Origin of the sequence: Kitasatospora sp. NPDC092039 (genome assembly GCF_044756065.1) — a bacterium.
In the GTDB taxonomy this organism is placed as follows: Bacteria; Actinomycetota; Actinomycetes; order Streptomycetales; family Streptomycetaceae; genus Kitasatospora.
The window spans coordinates 81,229-106,347 of sequence record NZ_JBIVSD010000015.1 but is presented as its reverse complement, the minus strand read 5'-3'; the positions used below and the strand labels follow the sequence as shown (position 1 = coordinate 106,347).

At 71.7% G+C, this 25,119-nt stretch carries 24 protein-coding genes and 1 pseudogene; 12 read left to right on the top strand and 13 right to left on the bottom strand.

The window, feature by feature from the left end; translation table 11 throughout:
- Nucleotides 1-25: 25 nt before the first annotated feature.
- Nucleotides 26-1,312: an FAD-dependent monooxygenase gene (locus tag ACIQI7_RS26990; protein WP_401114372.1), complete on the bottom strand. Its 1,287-nt coding sequence runs from the start codon at nt 1,310-1,312 to the stop codon at nt 26-28.
- Between the two features lie 376 nt (nt 1,313-1,688).
- Here ACIQI7_RS26990 and ACIQI7_RS26985 point away from each other — a divergent pair, with 376 nt between their 5' ends.
- The 6 genes from ACIQI7_RS26985 (at nt 1,689) to ACIQI7_RS26960 (ending at nt 7,172) form a co-directional block, all read left to right on the top strand.
- Complete coding sequence (locus tag ACIQI7_RS26985; protein WP_401114369.1) at nt 1,689-2,021, top strand: hypothetical protein; 333 nt, start codon at nt 1,689-1,691, stop codon at nt 2,019-2,021.
- Nucleotides 2,022-2,182: 161 nt separating this feature from the next.
- On the top strand, nt 2,183-3,760 hold the full coding sequence (locus ACIQI7_RS26980) for a peptidoglycan-binding protein (protein WP_401114367.1): 1,578 nt from the start codon (nt 2,183-2,185) through the stop codon (nt 3,758-3,760).
- A 14-nt stretch (nt 3,761-3,774) separates the two neighbouring features.
- Nucleotides 3,775-4,269, top strand: coding sequence for a protease inhibitor I42 family protein (locus ACIQI7_RS26975; RefSeq protein ID WP_401114364.1), 495 nt, complete (start codon nt 3,775-3,777; stop codon nt 4,267-4,269).
- Complete coding sequence (locus tag ACIQI7_RS26970) at nt 4,266-4,670, top strand: hypothetical protein (protein WP_401114361.1); 405 nt, start codon at nt 4,266-4,268, stop codon at nt 4,668-4,670. The genes ACIQI7_RS26975 and ACIQI7_RS26970 overlap by 4 nt, the downstream gene beginning before the upstream one ends.
- Nucleotides 4,671-4,851: 181 nt before the next feature.
- Nucleotides 4,852-5,682, top strand: coding sequence for a glycerophosphodiester phosphodiesterase (locus ACIQI7_RS26965; RefSeq protein WP_401114359.1), 831 nt, complete (start codon nt 4,852-4,854; stop codon nt 5,680-5,682).
- Nucleotides 5,683-5,843: 161 nt separating this feature from the next.
- Complete coding sequence (locus ACIQI7_RS26960) at nt 5,844-7,172, top strand: MFS transporter (RefSeq protein ID WP_401114607.1); 1,329 nt, start codon at nt 5,844-5,846, stop codon at nt 7,170-7,172.
- Nucleotides 7,173-7,230: 58 nt separating this feature from the next.
- Here ACIQI7_RS26960 and ACIQI7_RS26955 read toward each other — a convergent pair whose 3' ends face one another.
- The 6 genes from ACIQI7_RS26955 to ACIQI7_RS26930 all read right to left on the bottom strand — a co-directional run bounded on the left by ACIQI7_RS26955 (nt 7,231) and on the right by ACIQI7_RS26930 (nt 13,769).
- On the bottom strand, nt 7,231-8,961 hold the full coding sequence (locus ACIQI7_RS26955) for a trypsin-like serine protease (RefSeq protein WP_401114357.1): 1,731 nt from the start codon (nt 8,959-8,961) through the stop codon (nt 7,231-7,233).
- A gap of 98 nt (nt 8,962-9,059) precedes the next feature.
- On the bottom strand, nt 9,060-10,637 hold the full coding sequence (locus ACIQI7_RS26950; RefSeq protein WP_401114355.1) for a trypsin-like serine protease: 1,578 nt from the start codon (nt 10,635-10,637) through the stop codon (nt 9,060-9,062).
- 51 nt (nt 10,638-10,688) lie between these two features.
- Nucleotides 10,689-12,305, bottom strand: a complete 1,617-nt coding sequence (locus ACIQI7_RS26945) for a trypsin-like serine protease (RefSeq protein ID WP_401114352.1) — start codon at nt 12,303-12,305, stop codon at nt 10,689-10,691.
- 45 nt (nt 12,306-12,350) lie between these two features.
- Complete coding sequence (locus tag ACIQI7_RS26940) at nt 12,351-12,857, bottom strand: hypothetical protein (RefSeq protein WP_401114348.1); 507 nt, start codon at nt 12,855-12,857, stop codon at nt 12,351-12,353.
- A 41-nt stretch (nt 12,858-12,898) separates the two neighbouring features.
- The gene (locus ACIQI7_RS26935; RefSeq protein ID WP_401114346.1) at nt 12,899-13,345 is read right to left on the bottom strand and encodes a hypothetical protein; all 447 of its coding nucleotides are present in this window, start codon (nt 13,343-13,345) and stop codon (nt 12,899-12,901) included.
- A gap of 148 nt (nt 13,346-13,493) precedes the next feature.
- On the bottom strand, nt 13,494-13,769 hold the full coding sequence (locus ACIQI7_RS26930; protein WP_401114343.1) for a hypothetical protein: 276 nt from the start codon (nt 13,767-13,769) through the stop codon (nt 13,494-13,496).
- 109 nt (nt 13,770-13,878) lie between these two features.
- On the opposite strand from ACIQI7_RS26930, the gene ACIQI7_RS26925 reads away from it, so the two are divergent.
- Nucleotides 13,879-17,946 (top strand): polymorphic toxin-type HINT domain-containing protein, encoded by a 4,068-nt coding sequence (locus ACIQI7_RS26925; RefSeq protein WP_401114341.1) that lies wholly within the window; start codon nt 13,879-13,881, stop codon nt 17,944-17,946.
- 15 nt (nt 17,947-17,961) lie between these two features.
- Nucleotides 17,962-18,309 carry a hypothetical protein gene (locus ACIQI7_RS26920; protein ID WP_401114338.1) on the top strand — a complete coding sequence of 116 codons (348 nt, stop codon included), beginning with the start codon at nt 17,962-17,964 and terminating at the stop codon, nt 18,307-18,309.
- 87 nt (nt 18,310-18,396) lie between these two features.
- On the opposite strand, the gene ACIQI7_RS26915 is transcribed toward ACIQI7_RS26920, so the two are convergent.
- Nucleotides 18,397-18,762, bottom strand: coding sequence for a hypothetical protein (locus ACIQI7_RS26915; RefSeq protein ID WP_401114335.1), 366 nt, complete (start codon nt 18,760-18,762; stop codon nt 18,397-18,399).
- Between the two features lie 487 nt (nt 18,763-19,249).
- On the opposite strand from ACIQI7_RS26915, the gene ACIQI7_RS26910 reads away from it, so the two are divergent.
- Nucleotides 19,250-19,615, top strand: coding sequence for a hypothetical protein (locus ACIQI7_RS26910; RefSeq protein ID WP_401114332.1), 366 nt, complete (start codon nt 19,250-19,252; stop codon nt 19,613-19,615).
- Nucleotides 19,612-20,752 (top strand): annotated as a pseudogene (gene tgmC / locus ACIQI7_RS26905) (ATP-grasp peptide maturase system methyltransferase). The gene ACIQI7_RS26910 and the pseudogene tgmC overlap by 4 nt, the downstream one beginning before the upstream one ends.
- 220 nt (nt 20,753-20,972) lie before the next feature.
- Here the strand turns inward: tgmC and ACIQI7_RS26900 are convergent.
- The 5 genes from ACIQI7_RS26900 to ACIQI7_RS26880 all read right to left on the bottom strand — a co-directional run bounded on the left by ACIQI7_RS26900 (nt 20,973) and on the right by ACIQI7_RS26880 (nt 23,560).
- Nucleotides 20,973-21,188 carry a hypothetical protein gene (locus ACIQI7_RS26900; RefSeq protein WP_401114330.1) on the bottom strand — a complete coding sequence of 72 codons (216 nt, stop codon included), beginning with the start codon at nt 21,186-21,188 and terminating at the stop codon, nt 20,973-20,975.
- Between the two features lie 160 nt (nt 21,189-21,348).
- On the bottom strand, nt 21,349-21,876 hold the full coding sequence (locus ACIQI7_RS26895; protein WP_401114327.1) for a DUF6879 family protein: 528 nt from the start codon (nt 21,874-21,876) through the stop codon (nt 21,349-21,351).
- A gap of 79 nt (nt 21,877-21,955) precedes the next feature.
- The gene (locus ACIQI7_RS26890; protein ID WP_401114324.1) at nt 21,956-22,804 is read right to left on the bottom strand and encodes a helix-turn-helix domain-containing protein; all 849 of its coding nucleotides are present in this window, start codon (nt 22,802-22,804) and stop codon (nt 21,956-21,958) included.
- Between the two features lie 14 nt (nt 22,805-22,818).
- Nucleotides 22,819-23,334, bottom strand: coding sequence for a DUF6879 family protein (locus tag ACIQI7_RS26885; RefSeq protein WP_401114320.1), 516 nt, complete (start codon nt 23,332-23,334; stop codon nt 22,819-22,821).
- Nucleotides 23,306-23,560, bottom strand: coding sequence for a hypothetical protein (locus tag ACIQI7_RS26880; protein WP_401114317.1), 255 nt, complete (start codon nt 23,558-23,560; stop codon nt 23,306-23,308). The genes ACIQI7_RS26885 and ACIQI7_RS26880 overlap by 29 nt, the downstream gene beginning before the upstream one ends.
- Nucleotides 23,561-23,789: 229 nt before the next feature.
- On the opposite strand from ACIQI7_RS26880, the gene ACIQI7_RS26875 reads away from it, so the two are divergent.
- Complete coding sequence (locus ACIQI7_RS26875; RefSeq protein WP_401114315.1) at nt 23,790-23,939, top strand: hypothetical protein; 150 nt, start codon at nt 23,790-23,792, stop codon at nt 23,937-23,939.
- Nucleotides 23,936-25,114 carry a methyltransferase domain-containing protein gene (locus tag ACIQI7_RS26870; protein WP_401114313.1) on the top strand — a complete coding sequence of 393 codons (1,179 nt, stop codon included), beginning with the start codon at nt 23,936-23,938 and terminating at the stop codon, nt 25,112-25,114. The genes ACIQI7_RS26875 and ACIQI7_RS26870 overlap by 4 nt, the downstream gene beginning before the upstream one ends.
- Nucleotides 25,115-25,119 lie beyond the last annotated feature (5 nt).

The following is a 25,119-nucleotide window of genomic DNA, read 5'->3' as shown; positions in this document are numbered from 1 at the left end:
GGGCACGGCCCGTCGGCCCGGTCGGTCAGTAGTCCGGCAGGTCGAAGGCGAGGGCCGCCTGGTGGAGCGCCTCCAGCCTCGGGTCGGCCAGTCCGAGGTTCGCGACCATCTCGGACCGGGCCTTCCGGTCCCCGGTCACCTCCAGGATCGCCTGGTTGGCGGCCACGTGGTCGCGCAGCCGCCGCTCGTAGGCCGGGTAGGCCGTGTGGTGGTCGCCGTCGGCCGCGTGCAGTTCGCCCGCCAGCACGTAGGCGGCGGTCAGGGCCACGCTGGTGCCCTGGCCGGTGGCCGGGGAGCAGCAGTAGCCCGCGTCGCCGAGCAGGACGACGCGGTTCTTGGACCAGCGGTCCATCCGGATCTGGGCGATGACGTCGTAGTGGAAGGACGCCCCGGGCTCCTCCATCGCCTGGAGGAAGCGCGGCACCTCCCAGCGGGCGTGGGCGGAGCGCTCGGCGACCAGCGCGCGCTGCCGGGCGGGCTCGCGCGGGAGCATGTCGTCGAGCGGCTCGTCGCTGTGGAAGCCGACGAAGACGCGCAGTTCGCTGTTCTCCCGGACGGTCATCGCCATGCAGAACCAGTTCGGGTCGGCGCCGTCCCGGAAGGCGACCTCCCAGCGGTCGAGGCCGAGGTGGTTGGGCGCGCTCCAGCCGGCGAGGTAGGTGCCGATGGGGTGCAGGTAGTCCGCCTCGGGGCCGAAGACGAGGCGGCGGGTGTTCGAGTGCAGGCCGTCGGCGCCGACGACCAGGTCGAAGGAGCGCTCGGTGCCGCTGCGGAACCGCACCTCGACGCCCTCCGGGTGCTGCACCAGGGTCTCGATCGCGTCGTCGAAGCGGTACTCGACGCCGGGCCCGGCGCTCCCCGCGGTTCCGGCCGCTCCGGCTGCTCCGACGGCCCCGGTGGTTCCGACGGCTCCGGTGCCCTCGGCGGTCTTCTCCGCTCCGACGATCAGCTCGGCGAGTTCGTCGCGCAGGATCTCCACGTCCGGGCCCTCGATCGGCCCGCCGCTGGCCGTCCACTCGGTGCTGCGGTTCAGCTCTCGGCCGTCCGCGTCGACCACGGACATCCCGAGCAGCCCGGTCCGCCGGGCCCGGACCTCCTCCAGCAGCCCCATCCGCTCGACCACCGTCAGGGCGGTGCCGCGGATGTCCACCGCCTGCCCGCCGCCGCGCAGCGAGGGGGCCCGCTCCACGACGGTGACGTGGAAGCCGTAGCGGTTCAGCCAGTAGGCGAGCGCGGTGCCGGCGATCCCGGCGCCGGAGACCAGGACCGAGGTGGTGCGCGGGCCGGAGTTCGGCCGGGTGCTGTTCGACATGGTGACCTCCCATGGGTCGTCTGCCTCGTTTCGACCCCAGCCTGGGACGGGCCGCTTGCAGGTGGTGGACAGGACGCTGTCACCGCTGACAGGTCACCGGCACCGCGCTGACAGGACGGTGTCTTCGCCGGGCCGGTGCGGCACCGGCGGCAGCCGTCGCTCGGCGCCGCACCGGCCGTGGACGGGGCGTGGACGGGCCGTGGGCGGGCCGTGAACGGGCGTCGGCGGCGGTGGTCACCGGATGGTGGACGGTGTGTCATGAAACGGCAACACCGCTCCGACCAGGCGCGATACGAATTGCCCGGGCACCGGAGGGCCCGTATGGTGCTCGGACGCCGTCGCGCGGACGGCTCGGGGGACGCACGAGAGGTGAACCATGGCGCAGGGGTCGGGGTACGCGATCCAGGCCGGCGGGGCCGAGGGGCAGGCGAAGGCGCTGGACAAGGCGTCCGGCGACGAGGGCAGGATCGGGGCGGCGATCAGCGACCCGATGTGCTACACCGCGGACGTGTTCGGAGGTGAGGACGTCGACCCGGCGTACCAGAACTTCAGCAGCGCCTGGCAGGCGGAGAGCGCGACGATCAAGAGCGCGCTGAGCGAGCTGGCGGGCAAGGTGCGGAGCTCCTCGGTCGGCTACCAGTCGGCCGACGGCACGGTGGTGAAGGACCTCGCCGCCGCGGGCAGCGGCGAGTACCGGCCCTTCGGCTGAGGCCGGACGGCCGACGGACGGCTGACGGCTGACGGCTGACAGCTGACAGCTGACGGGCGGCTGACGGGCCGCCGACAGCAGCCGACGGGCAGCGGTGAGAACGAGCAGCACCAGCAGGAACCACACCACGGGCAAGGAAGCAGGGGGGCGAACGAGCCGCCATGGCAGGGGAATCCACCACCCAGCGCTGCAAGGCGCTGAGCGAACGGCTGAAGGACGTCCGCGGGGCGGACAGCAAGAACGGCCTGATCTCCGCGATCAAGGGCGCCCTCGCGGTGCACGCCCCGGTCGGGGACGTGGGCACCATCGAGGCGACCGGCAACCGCTACAAGACCGCGGCGGCCGACTCCAGCCAGCTCCACCAGGACGTCCTGGCGGTGTCCACCTCCGGGCTGCCGGACGTCTGGACCGGTTCGACGGGCGCGAAGGCCGCCGAGGTGGTGGCCGCCGCCGCCCGGGCCGTCGACCAGCAGACCACCGCGCTGCACAACGGCGGGATAGCCCTGCTCCGCCTCGCGGACGCGCTGCGCACCGCCCAGAGCCAGGACGGCGCCGCGCGCTCCGGGCTCCAGCAGGTGCTGAGCTCGCTGGGCGGCGAGGACGGCTGGTTCGACGACATGGTCGAGTACGACGACGAGGAGGCGGAGCGCAAGAAGGCCCAGCAGGCCGCCGCCCCGTACGTCGAGTCGATGCTGGCCGCCGCCAAGCACGCCGACGAGGCCGCCCGGGCCGCGGCCCGCGACCTGAACAAGCTGGCCTCCGAGGCCCGCGCGGGCAAGATGAAGACCAACGCGGTCACCGCGGCCGACAAGATCGTGCTCGCCGAGACCTCCGGTCCGGACGGTCCGACCGAGCTGAACGAGCTGCTGACCGCCAACGACATGAAGCGGTCCGGCGAGTACCTGGACAAGATGAACGAGAAGGACCGGGCGGACTTCGAGAAGCTGCTCGCCGACTCCAAGTCGCCGCAGGAGCGCGCCTATCTGATGAAGGCGCTGGCGGCCGGTCACAACATGGACGAGATCCGCACCTTCCAGGGCAAGATCCACGGCAAGGACCCGGAGTGGCTCCGGACGCACCTGACGCCCGTCCACACCGAGGACGACGACACCAGCAGCGGCGGGACCAACGACGACGGTTCCAACCGGAACACGGATGAGGTGACCTTCGACGGCGCCCGCTGGCAGCAGGCGAACACCGAGGGCACCTGTGTCGCCTCCTCCACCGTCACCGCCCGGGCGATGGTCGACCCGCTCTACGCGCTGGACCTGACCGGCGGCCCGACCGGCCAGGAGGACGACCCGGCGGCGTTCCAGCGGCGGCTGCTCGCCGAGCAGCACCGGGTGCACCAGGAGGGCGACGGCGGCGACAACTGGGACGGCATGGGGCCGGACGGCAAGGAGAGGGTGCTGGAGCACGAGGTCAGCCCGCACACCGGCGCCGAGTTCGACTACAAGAAGATGCCGGACGCCGACTCCCGGCGCGAGCTGCTGCCGGACATCGAGAAGTCGGTCGCCGACGGCAAGCCGGTGCCGGTCGGGGTGGAGGGCTACGACAAGGACGGCAAGCGGTCGGGCCACGCCATGATGATCGTCGGCCAGGAGGGCGACATGCTGCAGATCTACAACCCGTGGGGCACCACCACCTGGGTCAGCGAGGACGACTTCGTCAACGGCCGCATGGGCGGGGCCTCGGACAACCGGCTGCCCACCGCCTACGCCGTCCACATGCCGAAGTGACCGGGGTGGCAAGGGTGTTCACCAGGAGGCCGGTGCGGGCGGCGGCGCTGGCGGCCGTCCTCGCCGCCGGGCTGACGGTCGGGCTGACGGCCTGCGGACAGGACGGGGCGGCCGGATCGGGCGGGCCGAACGGATCGGGCGGATCAGGCGGATCGGGCCGCGGCCGGCTGCTCGGCCCGGAGGAGCGCTCGGTGACCCTCGCCGTCGGCGAGCGCTTCACGGTCGCCGTCCGGGACAACTCCTCGGCCGGCGACCGCTGGAGCGTCGCGGACCCGAAACCGGACGCCGCGGTCGCGGCCCTGGCCGACGAGCAGCTCGACCTCCCGAAGGAGTCGAAGACCTCGGACGGCGTCGGCGGCACCCGCTTCTACACCTTCGAGGCCAAGGGCGGCGGGACCACCGCCGTCACCCTCCTCAACTGCTTCCGCGGTTACTGCAACCTCCCCACCACCGGCGAAGAGAACAGGAAACTGGTCGTGCGCAACACCTACACGGTGACGGTCCGATGAGCCCCGACGACCGCTTCCGCCCCAAGGGCGACGACGAGCTGCTCCGGCTCGACGTGGCCGCCATGCTCCGCTACGGCCTGGCCTTCGCCGGGCCGCACCGGGCCGCACTGTTCGGCGAGGGCGCCGTCGCGGCCGCCCTGGCCGCCGACCGGCTGGGGGTGCTCCCCCGGTCGCTCACCTTCCTCGCCGAGGTGGTGCGCAGCGGCGGCGCCCGCTACGCCGCGGACCTCGCCGAACCTCTGCCCGGGGCGGAGCCGGCCCGGCTCGCCCGCGACTGGCTGGGCTCGGCGGCCACCACCGTCACCACCGTCGACGGCGACCAGCTGCTCGCGCGCTGGCTGGAGGCCGTCGCGGAGATCCTCGGCATGCGCCGGGACGCCCGGGCGGGGGCGGGCGGCTGAGCGGTGGGTGCTGTGCGCCGGGGGTCGGGGCGCGATGGCGGGAACGGGGACCGGGGACCGGCCCGGGGCCGAGTGATCGTTACTGCTTGACAGGGTGCGTAATACTGTAACGCGCTGGTACGCCCACGGATCCCGGCCTCGCGGGCCCGCCGGGTCCCCTCCCCGCAGCTCGGAGCAGCACATGCACCCCTTCCTCGACCACCCCGGGCCGCTCGCCTTCGCACACCGGGGCGGTGACCTCGGGCGCCCCGAGAACTCGCTCGCCGCCTTCGAGGCCGCCGTCGCGCTCGGCTACCGCTACCTGGAGACGGACGTGCACGCGACCGCCGACGGCGTGCTGGTGGCCTTCCACGACTCGCGCCTCGACCGGGTCACCGACCGCACCGGCGCCGTCTCGGAGCTGCCCTGGGAGGCCGTCAGGCGGGCCCGGATCGGCGGGACCGAGCCGGTGCCGCTGCTGGAGGACCTGCTCGGCGCGTTCCCCGGGGCCCGCTTCAACATCGACGTCAAGGCCGCGCCGGCCGTCGCGCCGCTGGTCGAGGCGATCCGCCGGACCGGCTCCTGGGACCGGGTCTGCGTCGGCGGCTTCTCCGACACCCGGCTGGCCGCCGTCCGGGCCGCCGCCGGGCCCCGGCTGGCCACGTCGCTCGGCCCGCGCGAGGTGGCCCGGCTACGGCTGCGCTCGCTGGCCAAACCGTTCCTGCCGTCGCCCGCGCGCGGTCCACTCTCCCGGCGCCCGGGAGCGCCCTTCACCGGGCTGTGCGCGCAGGTGCCGGAGCGGCACCGGGGCGTCCGGGTCGTCGACCGGGCCTTCGTCCGCACCGCCCACCGGCTCGGGCTCCAGGTGCACGTCTGGACTGTGGACGATCCCACACGGATCAGGGCTCTCCTCGACCTGGGTGTGGATGGCATCATGGCCGATCGCATCGACGTCCTGCGGGACGTCCTCGGCGAGCGCGGCTGCTGGACGGACGGCAGCACGGGCTCCAGCACGGTGATGGGAACCCCATGAGCTCCACGAACTCGGCGACGCACCTGCCGGACGACCCACCGACCGACCCCACGGCCGCCGACGCGGCCACCACCGCCTCCGCCGCCTCCGGCTCCCCTGCTTCCCCTGCCGCCTCCGCTTCCCCCGCCTCCTCCGCCGACGACGCCCGCTCCCTGCGTCGGATGCAGTTCGGCTGGTACGTCAACGACTGGGCGAACGCCGCCTTCTCGGCCACCGTCCTGACGGTGTTCCTCGGCCCGTACCTGACCACCGTCGCCAAGGAGGCCGCCGACGCGGCCGGCAACGTGCACCCGCTCGGCCTGTCGATCCGCGCGGGATCGTTCTTCCCGTACACGGTCTCCTTCTCCGTGCTGCTCTCGGTCGCGGTGATGCTGCTGACGGGCACCGTCGCCGACCGCACCGGGCGCCACAAGGAGCTGATGTGCGGCTTCGCGTACGTCGGTTCGCTCGCCACAATGGGGATGTTCCTCCTCGACGGCGACCGCTACCTGCTCGGCGGCGCGCTGCTGGTGGTCGCCAACATCTCGTACGCGACCTCGGTCGCGCTCTCCTACGCCTACCTGCCCGGCCTGGCCTCCCCCGACGAGCGCGACAAGGTCTCCTCCACGGGCTGGGCCTACGGCTACGCGGGCGGCGGACTGCTGCTGATCGCCAACCTGGTGCTGTTCCAGGGCCACGACGCCTTCGGCCTGGACTCCGGCACCGCCGTCCGGATCTGCCTCGCCTCGGCCGGCCTGTGGTGGGCACTGTTCACCGTCGTCCCGATGCTGCGGCTGCCCTCCCGGGCCGGGGTCGCCCCCAGCCGCGCCGCCGAGGGCCCGGCCGCGGCCGGGGACGGCGAGCCCGCCGGCGGCAGCCTGCGCGAACTCGCCCGCACGCTGCGCGGCATGCGCAAGCACCCGCTCACCCTGCTCTACCTCGCCGCCTTCCTCTGCTACAACGACGGCATCCAGACCGTCGTCTCCCAGGCCTCGCTCTACGGCAGCGAGGAACTCGGCATGGACCAGACCTCGTTGGTCACCGCCGTGCTCCTGGTCCAGGTCGTGGCGATCGGCGGCGCGCTGCTGCTCGGCCGGATAGCCCACCGGTACGGCGCCAAGCGGACCATCCTCGGCTCCCTGGTCGGCTGGGCCGTCACCGTCGCCCTCGGCTACTTCATGCCCGCCCACCAGCCCGCCTGGTTCTACGCCCTGGCCTGCATGATCGGCCTGGTCCTCGGCGGCAGCCAGGCGCTCTCCCGCTCCCTGTTCTCCCACCTCATCCCGCCCGGCCGGGAGGCCGAGTACTTCAGCTTCTACAAGGTCAGCGACCGCGGCACCAGCTGGATGGGCCCGCTCGTCTTCGGCCTCGCCTACCAGCTCACCGGCAGCTACCGCTCGGCGATCATCTCGCTGCTGGTCTTCTTCGTCATCGGCTTCGCCGTCCTGCTGAAGGTCCCGGTCCGCCGGGCCATCGAGGCCGTCGGCAACCCGGTACCCGAGCGCCTCTGACGTCCCCGACGGTGCGGCCCGCCCGCGCGGATGCCGGGGCGGGCCGCACCGGGGCAGGTCAGGGAGCGGAGGGGCCGCCGTGGAAGCGGACCCAGCCCGGGCCCTGCGGGTCGACCGACCACAGCGTGTTGTTGACGTCCCGTACGTACGTGACCAGGTGCTTGGTGGCCGGGTCGAGGACGGTCTGCGGGACGGCGTCCGCGGCCAGCTCGGTACCGGCCGGGGTGGGGTCGAACTCGGTCCACGTCCCGGTGGAGAAGTCCAGCGCGTGCAGCCGGTTGTTCGGGCCGTTGACGTACACCACGGTCCGGTTGCCGTCCTTGTCGGCGACCGCGACCGGGTCGGTGGCGGCCATCACGCCCCAGTCGCGCCAGCCCGGGCCCCACGGGTCGACGGACCACAGGTGGTTGGCGGCGTCGCGGACGAACGTGGTGAAGTGCCCGGTGGCCGGGTCGACCACGGCCGAGGGGACGGCGTCGGGCGCCAGGGCCGGCGGAACGAACTCGACCCGGCCCGCGCCCTTGCGGTCGACGGAGTTCAGTCGGTTGTCCGGCCCGTTGACGTACACCACGATGTGGCCGTCGTTCGGATTGACGACCGGAACGGGATCGGTGGCGGCCAGCCCGCCGTAGTCGTACCAGCCCTCGCCCTGCGGGTCGACCGACCACAGGTGGTTGGCCGTGTCGCGGACGAAGGTCACCAGGCGGCCGGTGGCCGGGTCGACGACCGTGCGCGGCACGGCGTCGGGGGCCAGCACCGTTCCCGACGGGGTGGGGACGAACGCGGTCCACTGACCGGTGGTGCGGTCGTAGGACCAGAGCTTGTGGTCCGGCCCGTTGACGTACACCTTCACGTGGCTGTCGGCCGGGTCGACGATCGCGGTGGGGCGGGCGGCAGCGTAACCGCCCAAATCGAGCCAGCCCTCGTTCCTCGGGTCGACCGACCACAGGTGGTTGGCGCTGTCCTGCACGAAGGTCAGCGGGTGGCCGGTGACCGGGTCCACGACGGTGAACGGCGAGGCCTTCACCACCGTCCCCGACGGGGTGGAGTGCCGGACGTTGGTGATCCACTGGCCGAGATCGTCGACCCGGGAGCCGTACGCGCCGGTGCGGGTCTCGCTGGCGGGCACGCCCAGGCAGCCGCCCTGCCAGGAACGGGACGCCACGGCCACCAGCTCGGCCTTCCCGTTGACCTCCCGGACCACCGGAGCACCGGTGTCGCCCTTGCAGACCGCCGCACCGCCCGTCCCCGTGAGGCCGACACCGGCTGGGCTCACCGTGTCGAGGCCGAACGCCCCGGCGTGCGGCGTGTTCGGGATCCACTCCGACTTGGTGCGCCCGAAGCCGGGCACCCGCAGCGACTGCCCGGCCGTCGGCGCGGTGGTGGCGACCGCCAGCGGCACAACGTCCTCGACGGGCGTCGCGAGGCGGGCCATCACCAGGTCGCGGTCCTGCCGCGGCACCAGCTCGACCACCTGGGCCGACTTCGCGCCGACCGTGGCGACCGTCCCCCACTTGGGTGCGCCGGCGGCCAGCGCCTGCGGCTGCGCCGGGTCGTCGGCGAAGCAGGAGGCGGCGCCGATCACCCAGTACTGGTCGATCAGCGCGCCGGTGCAGGCCCGCAGGTTGTCGCCGATCAGCAGGCGCGCGGTGAAGGTGTACGAGCCGGCGGCCGTCGGGTCACCGGTCACGGCGCCGGCCGGGGCGAAGGTGCTCAGAGTGCCGGCGGCGGCCGCGACGGCGGCCAGCACTCCCGCTCGCCGGGAGCGGTACTGGGACTTACGGGACATGCGGAATCCCCTTCGGGTGGGTCTGCGGGAGGCTGCGGGAGCCCCGCGGGGGCCGGCGCTCGTGCGCCGGCGGCCCCTGCGGGGAGGGGAGTTGCGGGTCAGCCGGTCACGGTGGCGGCGAGGCCGTGGATGTCGCTGCTGGCGACCAGGCCGAAGCTGGTCCAGCTGCCGTCGGCCTTCTTGTCTGCGGTCCAGATCCGGTCGTCGCCGCCGATCGCGAACAGCCGCACGGTGTCACCGATGGTGGTGGTGGCCACCTGCTTGACGGCGTGGCTGCCGGGAACCGGGTCGAAGGCGGTCCAGGGGCCGTTGCCGGTGCTGTCGGTGGTGAAGACCCCCTGGTCGGAGCCGACGGCGAACACGCGCACGGTGTTGCCGATCGTGGTGGCGGCGATGTGCCGGATGCCGCTGCTCTCGATAGCCTCGAAGGTGCTCCACGTACCGGCGGTGTAGTCGCCGGTGGTGGTCCAGACCCGGCTGTCGCCGCCGATCGCGAACAGCCGCACGGTGTCGCCGACGACGGTCGCCGTCACCTGCTTGATGGCGCTGCTGGGCAGCGCCTCGAATCCGGACCAGGTGCCGGCCGCGTAGTCGCCCGCCGCGGTGTAGATCCTGCCGTCGCCACCGACGGCGAACAGCCGGACCTTGTCGCCCATGGCGACGGCCGTCACCTGCTGGATGCCGCTGTTGTCCGGCACCGCCTCGAAGGGGCTCCAGGTACCGGTGACGGTGTCCTTGCTGGTCGTCCAGATGCGCTGGTCAGAGCCGATCCCGAACAGCCGGATCCGGTCGCCCATCGTGACGGCGCTGACCTGCCGGATGCCGCTGCCGTTCGACACGGACTCGAAGGTGCCCCACACGTCCGTGGTGTACGAGCCCTCGTTCGCCCAGACCTTGCTGTCCCCGCCGACCGCGAGCAGCTCGCTGCCCGGACGGGACGCCTTCACCTGCTTCACCCAGCCGCCGAGGTCGTCGACCCGGGATCCGTACGCGCCGGTGCGGGTCTCGGTGGCGGGCACGCCCAGGCAACCGCCCTGCCAGGAGCGGGAGGCGACGGCGACCAGCTCGGTCCTGCCGTTGACCTCCCGGACCGCCGGGGCGCCGGTGTCGCCCTTGCAGACCGCCGCGCCGCCCGTCCCCGTGAGGCCGATGCCCGTCGGGCTCACCGTGTCGAGGCTGAACACGCCGGAGTGGAGCTGGAGCGGCACCCACTCGTCCCTGGTCCGGCCGGCGCCGGGGACGCGCAGGCTCTGCCCGGGGGTCGGCGCCGTGGCGGCCAGCGGCAGCGGCGCGACGCCGTCCACGGCCGTGGTGAGGCGGGCCAGCACCAGGTCGCGGTCCTGACGCGGCACCAGCTCGGCGATCTGCGTGGTCCTGCCGCCGACGGTGGCGGTGGTCGCCCACTTCGGCGCGCCGGCCGCCAGTGCCTGCGGCTGCGCCGGGTCGTCGGCGAAGCACGACGCCGCGGTGACCACCCAGTAGCGGTCCACCAGCGCGCCCGTGCAGCCGCGCAGGTGGTCGCCGATCACCAGGCGTGCGGTGAAGGCGTGGGAACCGGCGGCAGCGGCGTCGCCCACCACGGCCTGGGCCGGGGAGAAGGTGCTCAGCGTGCTCGCGGCAGCGGCCGCGACCAGCACGCCGGCCCGTCCGAAGCGGGACTGGGACTTGCGGGACATCGGGAATTCCCCCTGGTGAGTACGAGAAATAGGACGCGGTGCGTGCTCGGATCAGCCGGTGGTCGCGGCCGTGACGGCCTTGACGCCGGTGGCGCCGCCGGGGACCTCGCCCCAGGCGGTCCACTTGCCCGCGTTGTAGTCGGCGTCGCGGTTGTAGACCCTGTCGTCCTCGTTGACGGCCACGACGTGGACGACGTTGCCCTCGGCGCTGCTGCTGATCGCCTTCAGGTGGTTGTCGCTGACCTTCTCCCAGTTCTGCTCCCAGCGGCCGAGGTCGTAGTAGCCGTAGGTGGTGAACAGGGAGCCGTCGGAGCCGATGATCTGCAAGTCGACCGTGTTGCCGCGGGCGGCGGCGGTGATGCCCTTGACGTCGAGCGCGTCTCCGGGGATCTCACGCCACGACGGCGTCCACTGGCCGTCGGTCCCGTTGTCCCGGACATAGACGCGGCCGTCCTCGTTGACGGCGAGGACGTGGAGGACGCCGTCGGCGGTGGCGGCGCTGGTGATGGCCTTCAGGTTGTTGGTGCCGACCTTCTCCCAGGTCGGCGCCCACTGGTGTGCCGCGTAGTCGGCGTAGGAGCTGTAGAGCGAGCCGTCGGAGCCGATGATCTGCAGGTCGACCCTGCTGCCGCGGACCGCGGCGGTGACGCCCTTGGCACCTCCGGCGCCACCGGGCACCTCCTCCAACGCCGTCCACCCTTCGCCGACCCTGCCGTCGCGGGTGTAGACCTTGCCGTCGGTGCCGACGGCGTAGACGTACACCTTGTCACCGATGGTGACGCTGTCGACGGCGGTCAGCTCGACGCTCCTGAGCGGCGACCAGTTGCCGAGCCAGCCGCTGCCGGCCCGGTAGCCGGCGACGGTGTCCCACAGCTTGTCGTCCGAGCCGACGATCTGCACGTGCAGGCCGCTCTTGACCTCCGCCGTGTCGTAGCGCAGCTCCTTCACCCACTCGCCGAGGTCGTCGACGCGGGAGTTGTAGGCGCCGGTGCGGGTCTCGGTGGCGGGCACGCCCAGGCAACCGCCCTGCCAGGAACGGGAGGCGACGGCGACCAGCTCGGCCTTGCCGTTGACCTCGCGGACCACCGGGGCGCCGGTGTCGCCCTTGCAGACCGCCGCACCGCCCGTACCGGTGGTGCCGATGCCGGTGGCACTCACCGTGTCGAGGGAGAAGGCGCCGGTGTGCGGCTTGTCCGGGATCCACTCGCCCTTGGTCCGGCCGAAGCCGGCGACGCGCAGGCTCTGCCCGGTGGTGGGTGCGGTGGTGGCCAGCGGCAGCGGCGCGACGCCGTCCACCGGCGTGGCGAGGCGGGCCATCACCAGGTCGCGGTCCTGCCGCGGCACCAGCTCGGCGATCTGCGTGGACCTGCCGCCGACGGTGGCGGTGGTCCCCCACTTCGGCGCCCCGGCCGCGAGTGCCTGCGGCTGCGCCGGGTCGTCGGAGAAGCAGGAGGCGGCGGTGAGCACCCAGTAGCGGTCCACCAGCGCGCCGGTGCAGGCGCGCAGGTTGTCACCGACGACGATCCGGGCGGCGGAGGTGTAGCTGCCGTCACCGACGGCGTCACCGGAGACGGCGCCGGCCGGGGAGAAGGTGCTCAGCGTGCCGGCGGCAGCGGCCGCGACCAGCACACCCGCCCGCAGGTTGCGGGCCGAGGACTTGCGAAGCATGAGGTGGTGTTCCCAACGTGAGCGACGGATGCGGGGCGGCGGCGGTCAGCCGGTGACGGTGAGTTCGACGAGGCTGGCCGCGGTGCCGGTGTTGCCGATGCCGACGGGCTTGAAGCCGTTGGTGGGGACGTCGACGGTCTGCGAGGTGCCGCCGGTGGTGAGGCCGGCGCGGACCGAGCGGCCGCCGCTGGTCTGGAGGTAGAAGACGTCGGACAGCTGCAGGGAGAGGGTTCCCGTGGTGCCGGCGACGGTGAAGCAGATCTGGTTGTCCGGGTTGCCCGGGGCCAGGGTGCCGATCTGGATCTGGGTGGGCTGCTTGCAGTCGGCGAGCAGGATGTGGCCGTCGCCGCGCAGCAGTCTGACCTTGGTGATGGCGGCGGCGCCGGGGTAGGTGAAGTCCTCGACGGCCGGTGGTGCGGCGGAGTTGTCGGCGGGCGGCGGGGTGGTGTCGGCGGAGGCGATCGCGGTCGCGCCGCCGAGGGCGGCGGCGGTCACGGCGGCGGTGGCCAGCCACCGGCGTGCGGTGGCGGTGCGCAGGGGGTTGTGGGTCACCTGGGCTCCAGGGGGAGGAGGGGAAGGCGGGCGGTGGAGGGTCAGCCGGTGACGCGCAGTTCGAGGAGGGTGGCGGGCTTGCCGTTGCCGGTTCCGCTGCCGATGCCGACGGGGACGGCGGTGCCCTTGGCGATGTCGACGCTCTGGGAGACGCCGTCGCTGGTGAGCTTGGCGTTGATGGAGTAGTCGTCGGTGCGGATCCGGAAGACGTTGGGCACCTCGACGGCGAGGTAGCCGGTGCTGCTGGTGGCGCGGAAGCAGATCTTGTTGCCGCTGCTGTTGGGCAGGTCCCAGCTGAGCACGCTGATCTGGTCGTCGACGGCGCAGTCGGACAGCACGATGTGGCCGTCGCCGCGCAGCAGCTTCACGTTCGGGAACGGGGCCGCGCCCGGGTGCATGAAGTCCTCGACCGCGGGCGGCGCGGCCGAGTTGTCCGCCGGGGAGCCGTCGGCCGACGCGAGGGCGGTGGCACCGAGCGTGGCGGCCACGGCGACTGCTCCGCCAACGATCCAACGAGACAAGTGCTTTGGCATGGCTATTCCTCTTCGTTCGTCTGGTGTTGACCTGGTCGACAGATCCGCGGAATGGGACGAAGACCCCGGATGGCAGGCGAACCGAGCACGACGTGATAAAGCGTCATGAACCTTGAGCGAAAGCCCTGGAGACGCCCGACCACCCCTTCGACCACGAGCGGAAACCGCCCCATCGAACCAGATCGACCCAGACCTCGCCAACCCCCATTTCAGCAGGTAGGACGAACGACTTGTCATGGTTTAGAAGGCATTCGATCACAAGCTGACGGTGCGACACATTTGCCGAAATATGAACCGACTGAGGAGCGTTTTTACTGCGGCGTACAGCTCGCTCAACGCTCAACTGACCAATTTCATGGGCATTCTGTTGTACGGTCATTTATCGTGGGGCTCCACTGCGGCCGGGATTCGGCCGACGTCGACAGTGGAGGTTTCCCGTGCATCCTTCGATATCCCGTTCAGAACGGCGAGGGAGGGGGAGGCCGCCATTGCCGGGCAGGTTCTCCCTGGGCCTGCTGCCCCTCGCGCTGACGGCCGGCCTGGTGGGGTCGGGCGTGCAGACCGCCGCCGCGGTCGAGCCCGGGAGTGGGCAGGTCCAGCCGAGCTCCCGTGAGCGCGCCCTGCAGGCGTGGCTCAACGGCGGCCCCCGGCTGCACGCACTGGCCGAGACCGCGCTGGCCGGGTCCGACCAGGACGTGCAGCGGTTCGTGGACAACGAGCTCGCCGGCGCCCAGCACGCGGACGACCTGCTCGCTGCCACGCAGATCTCCAGCGTGGGCGGGCCCAAGGTCCGCGAGGCCGCCGACAAGGCCATCGACGGCACCGCCGAGGAGCTGCGCGCCTTCCTGGAGGGCGGCTGGCAGTCGGCCCTCGACGCCGACCGACGGCTGTGGATCACCCGGATCACCGACCCCGCGATGGGCGCCGGCAGCAGCCTGCAGGCCGCCGGCGACGCCGCGCTGCGCAGCAACACCAGCGACGACCTGCAGAAGTTCCTGACCGAGACCCAGTTCACGGCCAAGGACGCCGACGACCGGGTCAAGCTGGTCCGGATCTACAGCACGGGCGGCGCGAACACCCAGGCTGCGGCACGCATCGCGCTGAACGGGTCGATCGAGGACGTGCGCGAGTTCCTGGCGACCGGCCAGTACATCGCGCAGAGCCGTGACATGGAACGCGCGAGCATCGCGCAGCTCGCCCAGCAGGCGAAGGACGCGGGCGCGCAGGCGGCCCAGGAGACGGCCGCGGCCATCGAGGCCAAGGACCAGGCGGTCAAGAACTCGGAGCTGGCCAAGGCCGATGCCGCGCGGGCCGCGCTCGAGACCCAGCAGGCCGGCAGTGACACGGCCAAGGCGACCGAGGCGGCGAACAAGGCCGCGAGTGCGGCCGAGCGCGCGGGTGCGGCGGCGCAGACGGCGATGACCGCCGCCCGTGCGGCCAACGCCTCGGCGCGGTCCGCCGCCGTAGCGGCGTCGAACGCTGCCGCCGCGGCGGCCGGGGCCCAGCGGGCCGCCGCCAACGCCCGGACGGCCGCGGCTGCGGCGGCCGGTGACGCGACCAAGGCGCACGAGGCGCGGGTGGCGGCCGATGCCGCCGACGCGGCCGCGAAGATCGCGGCGGACGCGAACGCCACGCTCGTCAAGGCGAACGAGGCCGCGGCGCGGAGCGGGGAGGCGGCCGGGGCCGCCCTCAGCGCCAAGGGCAATGCCGATGCTGCGGCGGGTTCGGCCGAGCAGGCCGGTGCCTACGCGGACAGCGCCGGCGGCCAGTCGGCCAAGGCCAAGCAGGCGGCGGCGGCGACGCGTCGCCAGGCCGCCGAGGCCGGGCGTGCGGCCGCGGCCTCGCAGCAACTGGCCGGCGAGGCCGCGACCCAGGCCGAGGCCGCCAAGACGCTGCTGGCGTCCGCGGCTTCGCACGCCGCTGCCGCCGCGCAGGCCGCGCGGGACGCCGCCGACCACGCGGGCGAGAGCGCGAACGCCGCGCAGCTGTCAACCGACCACGCGAACGCCGCCTCCGGTTTCGCCGTCGACGCCCAGAACGCGGTCGACAAGGCGAACGCCGTCCAGGACCTGACCCGCCGCACCGAGGCCGAGGACCTGGCCAACCGCACCGCGGCAGCGGTGGAGAAGGCCCGCAAGGCCAAGGCCGACGAGGCCGAGAAGCAGGCGCAGACCGACCAGGCCGCCCAGCAGGTCCAGCAGGCGAAGACCGAGGCCGACCGCCTGGCCCAGCTCACCAACCAGCCCGGCGCCACCCCGGCACAGGTCGCCACCGACGGCCGCAAGCTCGCCCTCGTCTCCCGCAAGATGGCCAGCACCTGGGGATCAGCGGCAGCCGACGCGGCCCTCACCGGCCCGGACACGGCCGTGTTCTCCTACGTCAAGGCCGGTCGCAGGCAGGCCGAGGAGCACGACGCCCGCGACCGCGCCACCAAGATCTACTCGGACTCGGAGAGCGACGCGGTCCGCACCGCGGCCTACGCCGCGCTGCAGGGCGACACGGCCCAGGTCGGCGCGTTCGTGAACAGCGGCCAGTACGAGGCCGCCGCGCCGGAGAACCGGCTGACGATCACCCGTCTGAGCGACAATGCGGGCCCAGCCGTCAAGGCCGCCGCCGACGAGGCGCTGCGGGTCAACACTCCCGCCGCGCTGCGGGACTTCCTCGGCAAGGGACTGGCGGACGCGCAGGCCGCCGACGACCGGCTCACCGCCACCCGGCTGGAGGACGCCCCGGCCACCGAGCCCGAGCTCAAGGCCGCGGCGAGGATCGCCCTCGAAGGCACCGTGCAGGACCTGCGCGCCTTCGTCGCCAAGGGTCAGTACACCGCCCAGCAGCGCGACCGGCTCACCGCCGTCCACGTCGCCGACGTCAAGGGCCTGATCGCCCAGGCCACCGCCGCCGCCGCGACCGCCGCCCAGAACGCGGCCACGGCCCAGGCCGCCGCCGCCGTCGCCCGCAACGCCGCCGACGAGGCCAAGGGCTACGAAGCCGCCGCCCAGGCGTCGGCCAACACCGCCGCCGACCAGGTCACCAAGGCCCAGGCCGCCGCCGACGCCGCCCAGGCCGACGCCACCAGGGCCGCGGCATCGGCGAAGAGCGCGAACGCCGCGAAGGCCTCCGCCAACCGCGACGCCGCCAAGGCGGTGTACTCCGCCAACAAGGCCGAGGGTTCGGCGCGGCAGGCCCGGTGGTCCGCGGCCGAAGCCAACGACTACGCGAGCTCCGCCCGCTCCTCCGCCGAGGCGGCGGGCAAGGACGCGACGGCCGCACAAGCCGCCGCCGACGACGCGCACGCCGTCTACCAGGTGAGGCAGGAGGCCGAGGAGAAGGCCCGGCTGGCCAAGCTCGAGGAGGCGCGCAAGGAGGCCGAGAAGCAGGCGCAGGCTGAGAAGGAGAAGCAGGATTCGATCGCGGCGATCGAGGAGGAGATCAAGAAGGCGAAGGAGGACAGCGAGAACATCAGCTTCCTCTACCACCTCTTCTCCGAGAGCATCCACCTCACCCTCGACGTCATCGGCGGTGCGGGCGGCGTCATCGCCCCCGGCCTCGCCGACATCGCCGACCTCGTCAACTGCGCCTACTACGCCGTCGAAGGCCGCACCACCGAGGCGGTCACCTCATGCATCGGCGCGATCCCCTTCATCGGTGACGGCGCCGCCGTCGCCAAACTCGCCCAGTGGGCGAAGAAGTTCGGCTCCTGGGGCGAGAAGGCCGTCGAGTTCATCCAGAAACTCGTCACCCGCGTTCCACCGGCCTGCCCGCTGAACAGCTTCCCGGCGGGCACCCGCGTCCTGATGGCCGACGGCTCCGCCCGTGCCATCGAGACCGTCAAGGTCGGCGACGAGGTCCTCGCCACCGACCCCACCACCGGACTGACCGGACCCCGCAGGGTCTCGGACACCATCTACACCCCGGACGACCGCGACTTCACCGACCTCTCCCTGGGCGCCGGACGGACCCTGACCAGCACCGACCACCACCCCTTCTGGTCCGAGAACCGGAAGAACTGGGTCGATGCCGCCGCCCTCGAGCCCGGCGATGAACTGCGCGACCCGACCGGACAGCCCCGGCGAATCGAGGACGTCCGGCACTGGAACACCCTCCAGCCCGCCTACAACCTCACCGTCGATGACGTCCACACGTACTACGTGCTCGCGGGCGAAGTGCCGGTGCTGGTCCACAACGCGAAGAACTACTGCCCGAAGCGGCTCGCCCTCGGTGTGACCACGGACGCCGAATCCAATATGGTGCTGGACAATTTCGCCAAGAACGTCGTCAAGGCGAAGTCGTACCACGACTTCCCCGACGGCACGGACTGGAGGGAGACCGTCCGCGAGGCGCTCACGCCGGGGAAGAAGACCGAGATCTTCTTCAACCTCGACCACATCGGGAAGGACAAGGCCCGGGAGTGGGCCGAGAAGTACACGGGGACCGGAGACCCCAAGGAGCACTTCACGGCCTGGGAGCTGCTACAGATCAAGAATGCGCCACCGGACGTGCGGGCACGCGTGAAGTGGTACGAGAACGGTGTAGAGACGACAAGCCCCTTCGACTGAAACGAGCCTCTCCGAATGAGCAGTGGGACGACGTTCCTCGCCGGACTCAAGGATCTGCCCCTGCGGACCGAGCGGGCGTTCCGCCCCTGGTCCTATTCGGTGTCGCACCGCCGCCTGGTGCTGCGCACCTGGGAGGACGACCAGAAGCCGGTCCTGGAAGTGGAGTTCGAGAACGTCACGGGCATGAAGCTCCGACAGACCTTCGCAGATCTGTACATCTCCGAGGCCCGTACGGTCCCCGAGATCGACGAATTCGTGGACATCCCGAAGGTGGGCCGTAGGCTGTATCGGACCCTGCTGTTGTCCGACGGCACTCACGAGGGCTTCGTCGTGTGCAGCCGCATGCAGCTCATGCGGCTGTGACACGACGCTCCTGATCCAGGAGCACGAAGGCGTCCCGCCGGATCCGTCCGGCGGGACGCCTTTCGTCGTTCGGCCGCGCGGTCGGCGTCAGCAGCCGATGGAGCGCATGCTGAGGCTGGTGAAGCGGGTGCCCGAGGGGGCGTGGAGGGTGATGGCGCGGGACTTGCCCTTGCCGCCGGCCCAGTCGCTGTCGACGTAGCCGCCGTTGGAGAGGCCGCCGCGCACGTAGGGACAGCGGCCGTCCGCCTTGGTGTCGTGCACCGTGCCGACGACCTTGGTGTCGTAGTTGCACCACTTGCCGTTGGCGTAGCCCTGGCCGGAGCTGATGCTCCAGTTCTGGGTGCAGGAGTCGGCGGGCGGCGCGGCGTGGGCGCCGGTGAGCGGGACGAGCAGGGAGAGGAGGGCCAGAGCGGCGACGACGGCTCCGTGGACGGCGAAACGGTGCTTGGACATGGCGGTACCTCCACACGGGTGCGCGGGTGGTCATCCGGGCCGGGTGTCGGGACGGCGCGGCGGTTCAGGGCGCGGCTGACTGCTCACGGTTGACGGTTCTCGGCTCCGCAGCGCGTGACACACGGCGCACGTGGCTCGCGGCGAGCGGTTCGCGGCCCGGCCGACGGGCCCGACCTCGGCGGTACATCGAGCGTGACGCAGGCGACTGACTGCCGTCAACGGCGGTCCGAGGGAGGGCGTTGGCGCGATACCTCGGGGGCACCGGCGTGGCACGGGCGACCCAGGGGTACACCCCGCACCATCGGGACGGGTCGGGCGGTCGGCCGTCTGCGCGAGTGTCGGCCCGGAGTTCGGCCTCACGGCCGCTCGCCAGCGGGCACCCTGCGCACGGTAAGCCGGGAGATCGACACCATTCGGATCCGGTCCGTCTGGGTGCGTCGGCCCTCGCCCTACGAGGGGCCGCAGGAGCTGAGCGACCAGGACCGCCGTGTCGGTCCGCCCGCACATGTTCCAGGCCAAGGTCGACAAGGCGTTCGACGTACGGGTGACCGCGATCGGCGACCGACTGTTCGGGGTCCGGATCGACAGCCCCGATCTCGACTGGCGCTACCGCCAGGAGCTGATGACGTGCACACCGATCCAGGTACCCGGGTCGGTCACCCGTCCGATCGCCGCCTACCTGGCCGAACTCCGTTTGACGTACGGCGCGTTCGACTTCGCCGTTACCGCCGCCGGCGACTGGTACTTCCTCGAGTGCAATCCGAACGGCCAGTGGGCGTGGCAGCCGACGGAGACCACCACGGCGATCGCCCACGCCATCGCCGACCAGTTGGAGAAAGGCCCCGACACGTGAACACGGCAACCCGGCTTCGCGCCGCCCTGGCGGACAGGCTCACCGAGGACGGCACCCTCACGGACCCCGAATGGATCAGCGCCGTCAGAGCGGTGCCCCGCGAACTGTTCACCGGTTCCTGGTTCCGGCCGGTGGCGGGCAGCGTCCCCACCAGCTACCGGCCCGTCCGCGAGGGCGAACCCGGATGGCTGGAGGGTATCTACGCCGACGAAACGCTGATCACTCAACTCGACGGCCGCACCAGGCCCGACGACGTGACCGAGGGGGCCGTGCACGGTTCCCCCTCCTCGTCGTCCACCCTGCCCTCGCTGGTGCTGCGCATGTGGCACCGGCTCGGCGCCGAGCCCGGACACCGGGTGCTGGAGATCGGCACCGGGACCGGCTACTCGACCGCCCTGCGCGTACCGCCTCGGGGACGGCGACCTCACCAGCATCGAGTACGACCCCGTGGTGGGCGCAGCTGCCGCAGCGGCACTCAAAGCGGCGGGCTTCGCGCCCCGGCTGCTCATCGGCGACGGGCTGCGCGGTGACCCGGGGGGCGGGCGGTACGACCGGCTGATCGCCACCTGCTCGGTCCGGTACATCCCGTTGCCGTGGCTGCACCAGGTGGAGCCGGGTGGAGAGATCCTGGTCACCCTGTCCGGATGGAGTTACGCCAACGCCCTCGCGCTGCTCGACGTGACCAGCCCGGGAGAGGCCACCGGCCGCTTCCTGCCCGGCTGCACCAGCTTCATGATCGCCCGCCCCCACGACCGGCCGCCCCGTCCGACGTTGGCGCTCCTCCCCGGGGAGGAGCGCCCGAGCCGGATCGACCCCGCGAAGCTCGACGACTGGACCGGCGGTTGGATCGCCTAGCTCGCGGCGCCCTCGGCCGAACGCCTGGGGGCGGGAGCGGAACAGATCCTCTGGGACGTGTCCACCGGTTCCCAGGCCCGGACCGCCCGCGACCACGACGGCGGCTGGACCGTCGTCCAGCGCGGTCCCGTCCGCCTGTGGGACCGGGTCCAGCAGGCGGTGCACCGCTGGCAGGCCGCCGGCGAACCGCGCCAGGAGGAATTCGGCATCACGGTCTCACCCACCGGCCAGCGGGTCTGGCTCGGCGCCGAGGACGGCCCCGGCTGGGACCTCCCGATCTGACGCACAGCGGCCCGGCCGGGCCACCCCACAGAACCCGAACTTCCTCGGCCCCGCCGCACTCGGCACGAGCGCGGCGGGGCGAGATCGGATGCGGACCGCCGGTCCGAGTCGAACGACTCGGCCCGGCCTGGCCGTTGGCACGATCAGCCGAGTGCGCGCCCGGTCGGGTCCTGGCTCCGTCGCTCCGGGACGACCACACCGAGGGCGGCGGTGCCGGGGTTCATCCGCGTTCTCCCTCCGGGCCGGGCGGGAGGTCGAGGAGGTTCAGCAGGGTGCTGACCGGCGCATGGCCGAAGTCGACCAGGACGCGGCCGTCGAGGGTGGACTCGCCGGCCGAGGCGGCGCGCCTGTGCAGTTCGCCCAGGAGGGCCGTGATCTGCGGCCCGGTGTAGTCGCACATCCCGGGGTCGTCCGGCGCGACGGGTTCGCGGGTCACGCGAGCGATTCCAGCTCGTACCAGACGACCTTGCCGGTCGACCACCACGCCAACTGACTCGGCGGCCCTTCGCTCCTGGAGCGAAGGGCCGCCGATGTGTCGGTCTGGTCGCCATTGACGAAGGAGCTGTGGGCATAGGCCGGCTACCCGTTGCTGACGGTCAGACCGTGTAGTTCTCGTGCGGGACGGCTCGCTCCCACACCGCCTCGAACGCCTCGGCGCAGAGCTTCGCCACGGCGGGGTCCGCACACATCTCCGGCCCGCCGGACGCACCGTCGCCGGTGAAGTGGTTGAACCGGACGATCCTGCCGTCGAACAGCCAGAAGTCGTTTCCGGGCAGTGCGACGTCGGATGCCTGGCGACGAGGGAGCCACCGGACCTGCTCACCGGCCGCGAGGTTCACGACGGTTCCGGCATGCTCGTACCGGACGTAGTCCGTCACCGGCTCTGAAACGATCCGGGCTCGGCGCACCGTTACACCCCGGGCGACGGCGTCCCGGATCATCGCAACCCAGCCGGACCAGCCATCGGAATCGGGGTCGACATCGCGGCGGACCCCGGTCCGTTTGAACTGTGAGAACCCCTCGGCCTCGCTGGCGATGCCGTAGGAGTCCCGCATCTCCAGGTGCACCGCGGAGTGCTGGGCACCGGCCAGCAGCTCGGAGAAGTCCGGTACGTTCTGCATCATCGAGCGCCTTCCTGATGGCCGCCGCCATGCGCAGCGGGATACGGGTCACGTTCTCGTGGCCGTGCGACCTTCCCAGATATCAATCCAGGCATGCCAAAGCGCTTGTGATGCGTGAGCGCGCCGGGGCGCCCCGCACTGCTACCTGTGAGAGCCGATCGAACGCGCGGGCATACAGGTCTACCTGACTGGGCTGCGTGAGCGTGGACGCGGCATCCAGCGTGTCTGCATGGACCCTGGTTGCATCGAAGATCGTGAAGGTCGGCATGGGCCACACGGTCCGCTGCACCGTGAACGGGACGACGCCCAGGGCGACGTTCGGGAGATCCATGACTGCCAGTAGATGGCCGAGTTGAGCCGCCATGGTCTCGGTGCCGCACACGCGGTACCGCAACACGGCCTCCTCCAGTACGAACGAGAACCGGTGTGCACCGTTGTTCAGCACCGCCTTGCGCTTCATGCGGGCCGCCACCGCGTCACTCACGTCGTTCGGGGTTCCCCGGAAGTCAGCGATGGACGACAGCAGGGCGGTGGCGTACCCGGGTATCTGAAGGAAGCCGGGGATCACGTCGGAGACGTAGACCCGGAACACCTTGGTCTGCTGGTACAGGTCCGCCGTGGACTCCTGCAAGCGACGAAGCCCACTTCGCTGGAGTCGCTTCCACTGCACATGGGCTTCGCCGGACTGCCGGTTGGCGGCAATGAGGTCCAGGACTTGATCGTCGGCACCGCAGGCGCGGCACCATGCCCTGATGTCCGTGTCGGAGGGAGGTGTCTTGGCGTTCTCGATTCGAGACGACTTCGATTCCGACCAGCCGCATCTGATGGCCAGCTCCCGCCCGCTGATCCCGAGGTCCTTCCGAATCTCGCTCAGCCGACCGGCGAGGACTTCGCGGGCCTTCTGGACACTCGGAGAGGGGTGCGCGGGCATGGAGCTGGCTTTCGTCAGATTTCGTACAGGTGGTGCGGGACAGCGAGGTCCCAGACTGCTTCGAACGCGGTCGTGCACAGTTTCACGGTCGCCGGATCTGCCGTGATCTCATCCTCGACCACCGCGCCGTCTCCCGAAAAGTGGTGTACCCGAAGCAGCGCACCGTCGAACAGCCAGAAGTCGTTCCCCGGCAACGGGATGCTCGTGGCATGCCGTCGTGGCAGCCAGCGGACCTGTTCACCCGCCGTGACGTTGGCGTGAGTGACGTAGTGCTCCCACCGGATGTACTCGGACACGGGCTCCGAAACGACCCGGGCTCGACGGACGACCACGCCCCGGGCCACTGCATCGGTGATCAACTGGTCGTAGGGATGCCACCAGGACCGGCGGTCCTCCCAGTCGATCCGCTCGCCGCGCTGCCATGCCTCGAACCGCTCCGTCGGGGCGTACGAGTCCCGCAGCTCCAGATGGACGGCGGACTGTCGGCACTGCTCAAGCAGCTCAGCGAAGCTGGGCACGCCCGATGACATCACACGCCTCCCTGATCATGGGCACCATCCGGGCCGGAAGCCTGACGATGGCCTCACCGTCGGGCACCGCACCGTTCGCGGGGCTACTCGCCTCGCACTCCGCCTGAGTGTCGGGGTGCGGTTTCCACCCCTGGAAGAGGATCTCCTGCGCCTCCGCGTCCACCCACACGGTGGGGCAGTGGTCCCGGTCGGTGTTGGGGTCGATGCCGACGAACTCCACGGCCATGGCCGGCTCCCTGGTCTGAGTGCTTGCTTGCTCGGGCTTGCAGAGCTTCTCCGAGCAGCGATGTTTCCGTCAATACCCCTATCTGGTGGAGCAATTGATGTGCAAGCTCCTGCAAGTTCGTAGAGATCGATGCCTGGCCGTCCGTAGCCTCACCAACACGTACGGGTCAACGAGGCACACGACAGGCCCAGGGAACCACCCCAGCCTGTCCGACGGAGAGGGAACGAACATGGCCAAGCACGGAGGCGGTTCCGGCGATGGCAAGGGCGGCGGTCAGCAGGACGACAGCAACAAGGGTGCCGGACACGGCGGTGGCGGTTCCGACGAGGGCGGCAATACCTCGGACGGTTCCTCGCCGGCGGGCGGAAGCGGCAAGTGACCAGCGAGACGCACACGGAGGCGAGTCCCCAGGGGCTCGCCTCCGCGCTGGTAGCCAGCAGCGCACTCTCCTCGGACTGGCTCCCCTCCTTCGAAGCCGTACCCCGAGAGCTGTTCGTCCCGGACCGCATCTGGCCCGGCATTGCGGACGGCACCCGGCAGAACCCCGTGGTGTACCGGTCCCAGGACCCCGGCAGCTGGCGGCGCGCGGTCTACTCGGACGTCCCGCTGACCACGCAGTGGGACGACGGCGAACACGAGGGCGACGGGCTCGGCACGACGCCGACCTCGTCCAACTCCATGCCCACCATGGTGTTCTCGATGCTCCAGGACCTCGACGTACGTCCGGGCAACAGGGTGCTGGAGGTCGGAACCGGAACCGGGTGGAACGCGGGCCTCCTGGCCCACCGCCTCGGCAACCCCAACGTGGTGACCGTCGAGTTCGACCCCGACATCGCACGCGGCGCCCGGGAGAACCTGGCCAAGGCCGGACTCTCCCCGACCGTGGTCGAGGGCGACGGACGGCAGGGCTGGCCGGACGGCGCTCCCTACGACCGGATCATCGCCACCTGTTCCCTGCTGGAGATCCCCCCGGCGTGGCTGGAGCAGACGGCCGCCGGTGGGATCATCGTGGCGCCGTTCGGCACCGAGTACGGCGGCGAGCAGATCGTCCGGCTGACCGTGAACGATGACGGGACCGGCGCGAGTGGCAGGTTCACCCGTGGTTCGGCGTTCATGCGGTTGCGCCAGCAGCGCACGGACCGCCCGCCGTTCGAGGAGTACCTGCACGGGCAGAAGTGGCCTGCGGACGGGGTGCGAAGCACTACCGCACTGGCCCCTCCCGACACCGGCGGGTGGTTCGAGCAGTTCGTCATCGGGGCGGGCGTGCCCGGTGCGTTCTGGCGGGCGGAGCGCTACGACAACGGCGCGTACACGCTGTGGCTCTACAGCCGCGACACCCTGTCGTGGGCCTCCGCCGACTACGAGCGGGGCCGCACGGAGTACGAGGTGTACCAGTCCGGCCCTCGGAACCTCTGGGACGAGGTGGAGACCGCTTGGCGCTGGTGGGACGACCAGGGCCGCCCTGGCTTCGAGCGGTTCGGCCTCACGATCGCCTCAGGTACCCACGCCGTGTGGCTCGACTCCCCGGACAACCCCGTGCCACTCCGAGGATGACGCCT

Bases quoted from the DNA above. Each gene is read 5' to 3' on its own strand.
- ACIQI7_RS26945 (WP_401114352.1), bottom strand. From the start codon at position 12,305: ATGCTTCGCAAGTCCTCGGCCCGCAACCTGCGGGCGGGTGTGCTGGTC.
- ACIQI7_RS26890 (WP_401114324.1), bottom strand. From the start codon at position 22,804: ATGCCCGCGCACCCCTCTCCGAGTGTCCAGAAGGCCCGCGAAGTCCTC.
- ACIQI7_RS26985 (WP_401114369.1), top strand. From the start codon at position 1,689: ATGGCGCAGGGGTCGGGGTACGCGATCCAGGCCGGCGGGGCCGAGGGG.
- ACIQI7_RS26980 (WP_401114367.1), top strand. From the start codon at position 2,183: ATGGCAGGGGAATCCACCACCCAGCGCTGCAAGGCGCTGAGCGAACGG.
- ACIQI7_RS26880 (WP_401114317.1), bottom strand. From the start codon at position 23,560: ATGGCCGTGGAGTTCGTCGGCATCGACCCCAACACCGACCGGGACCAC.
- ACIQI7_RS26915 (WP_401114335.1), bottom strand. From the start codon at position 18,762: ATGTCCAAGCACCGTTTCGCCGTCCACGGAGCCGTCGTCGCCGCTCTG.
- ACIQI7_RS26970 (WP_401114361.1), top strand. From the start codon at position 4,266: ATGAGCCCCGACGACCGCTTCCGCCCCAAGGGCGACGACGAGCTGCTC.
- ACIQI7_RS26960 (WP_401114607.1), top strand. From the start codon at position 5,844: ATGCAGTTCGGCTGGTACGTCAACGACTGGGCGAACGCCGCCTTCTCG.
- ACIQI7_RS26965 (WP_401114359.1), top strand. From the start codon at position 4,852: ATGCACCCCTTCCTCGACCACCCCGGGCCGCTCGCCTTCGCACACCGG.
- ACIQI7_RS26990 (WP_401114372.1), bottom strand. From the start codon at position 1,312: ATGTCGAACAGCACCCGGCCGAACTCCGGCCCGCGCACCACCTCGGTC.
- ACIQI7_RS26920 (WP_401114338.1), top strand. From the start codon at position 17,962: ATGAGCAGTGGGACGACGTTCCTCGCCGGACTCAAGGATCTGCCCCTG.
- ACIQI7_RS26885 (WP_401114320.1), bottom strand. From the start codon at position 23,334: ATGTCATCGGGCGTGCCCAGCTTCGCTGAGCTGCTTGAGCAGTGCCGA.
- ACIQI7_RS26895 (WP_401114327.1), bottom strand. From the start codon at position 21,876: ATGATGCAGAACGTACCGGACTTCTCCGAGCTGCTGGCCGGTGCCCAG.
- ACIQI7_RS26950 (WP_401114355.1), bottom strand. From the start codon at position 10,637: ATGTCCCGCAAGTCCCAGTCCCGCTTCGGACGGGCCGGCGTGCTGGTC.
- ACIQI7_RS26875 (WP_401114315.1), top strand. From the start codon at position 23,790: ATGGCCAAGCACGGAGGCGGTTCCGGCGATGGCAAGGGCGGCGGTCAG.
- ACIQI7_RS26930 (WP_401114343.1), bottom strand. From the start codon at position 13,769: ATGACCGTACAACAGAATGCCCATGAAATTGGTCAGTTGAGCGTTGAG.
- ACIQI7_RS26955 (WP_401114357.1), bottom strand. From the start codon at position 8,961: ATGTCCCGTAAGTCCCAGTACCGCTCCCGGCGAGCGGGAGTGCTGGCC.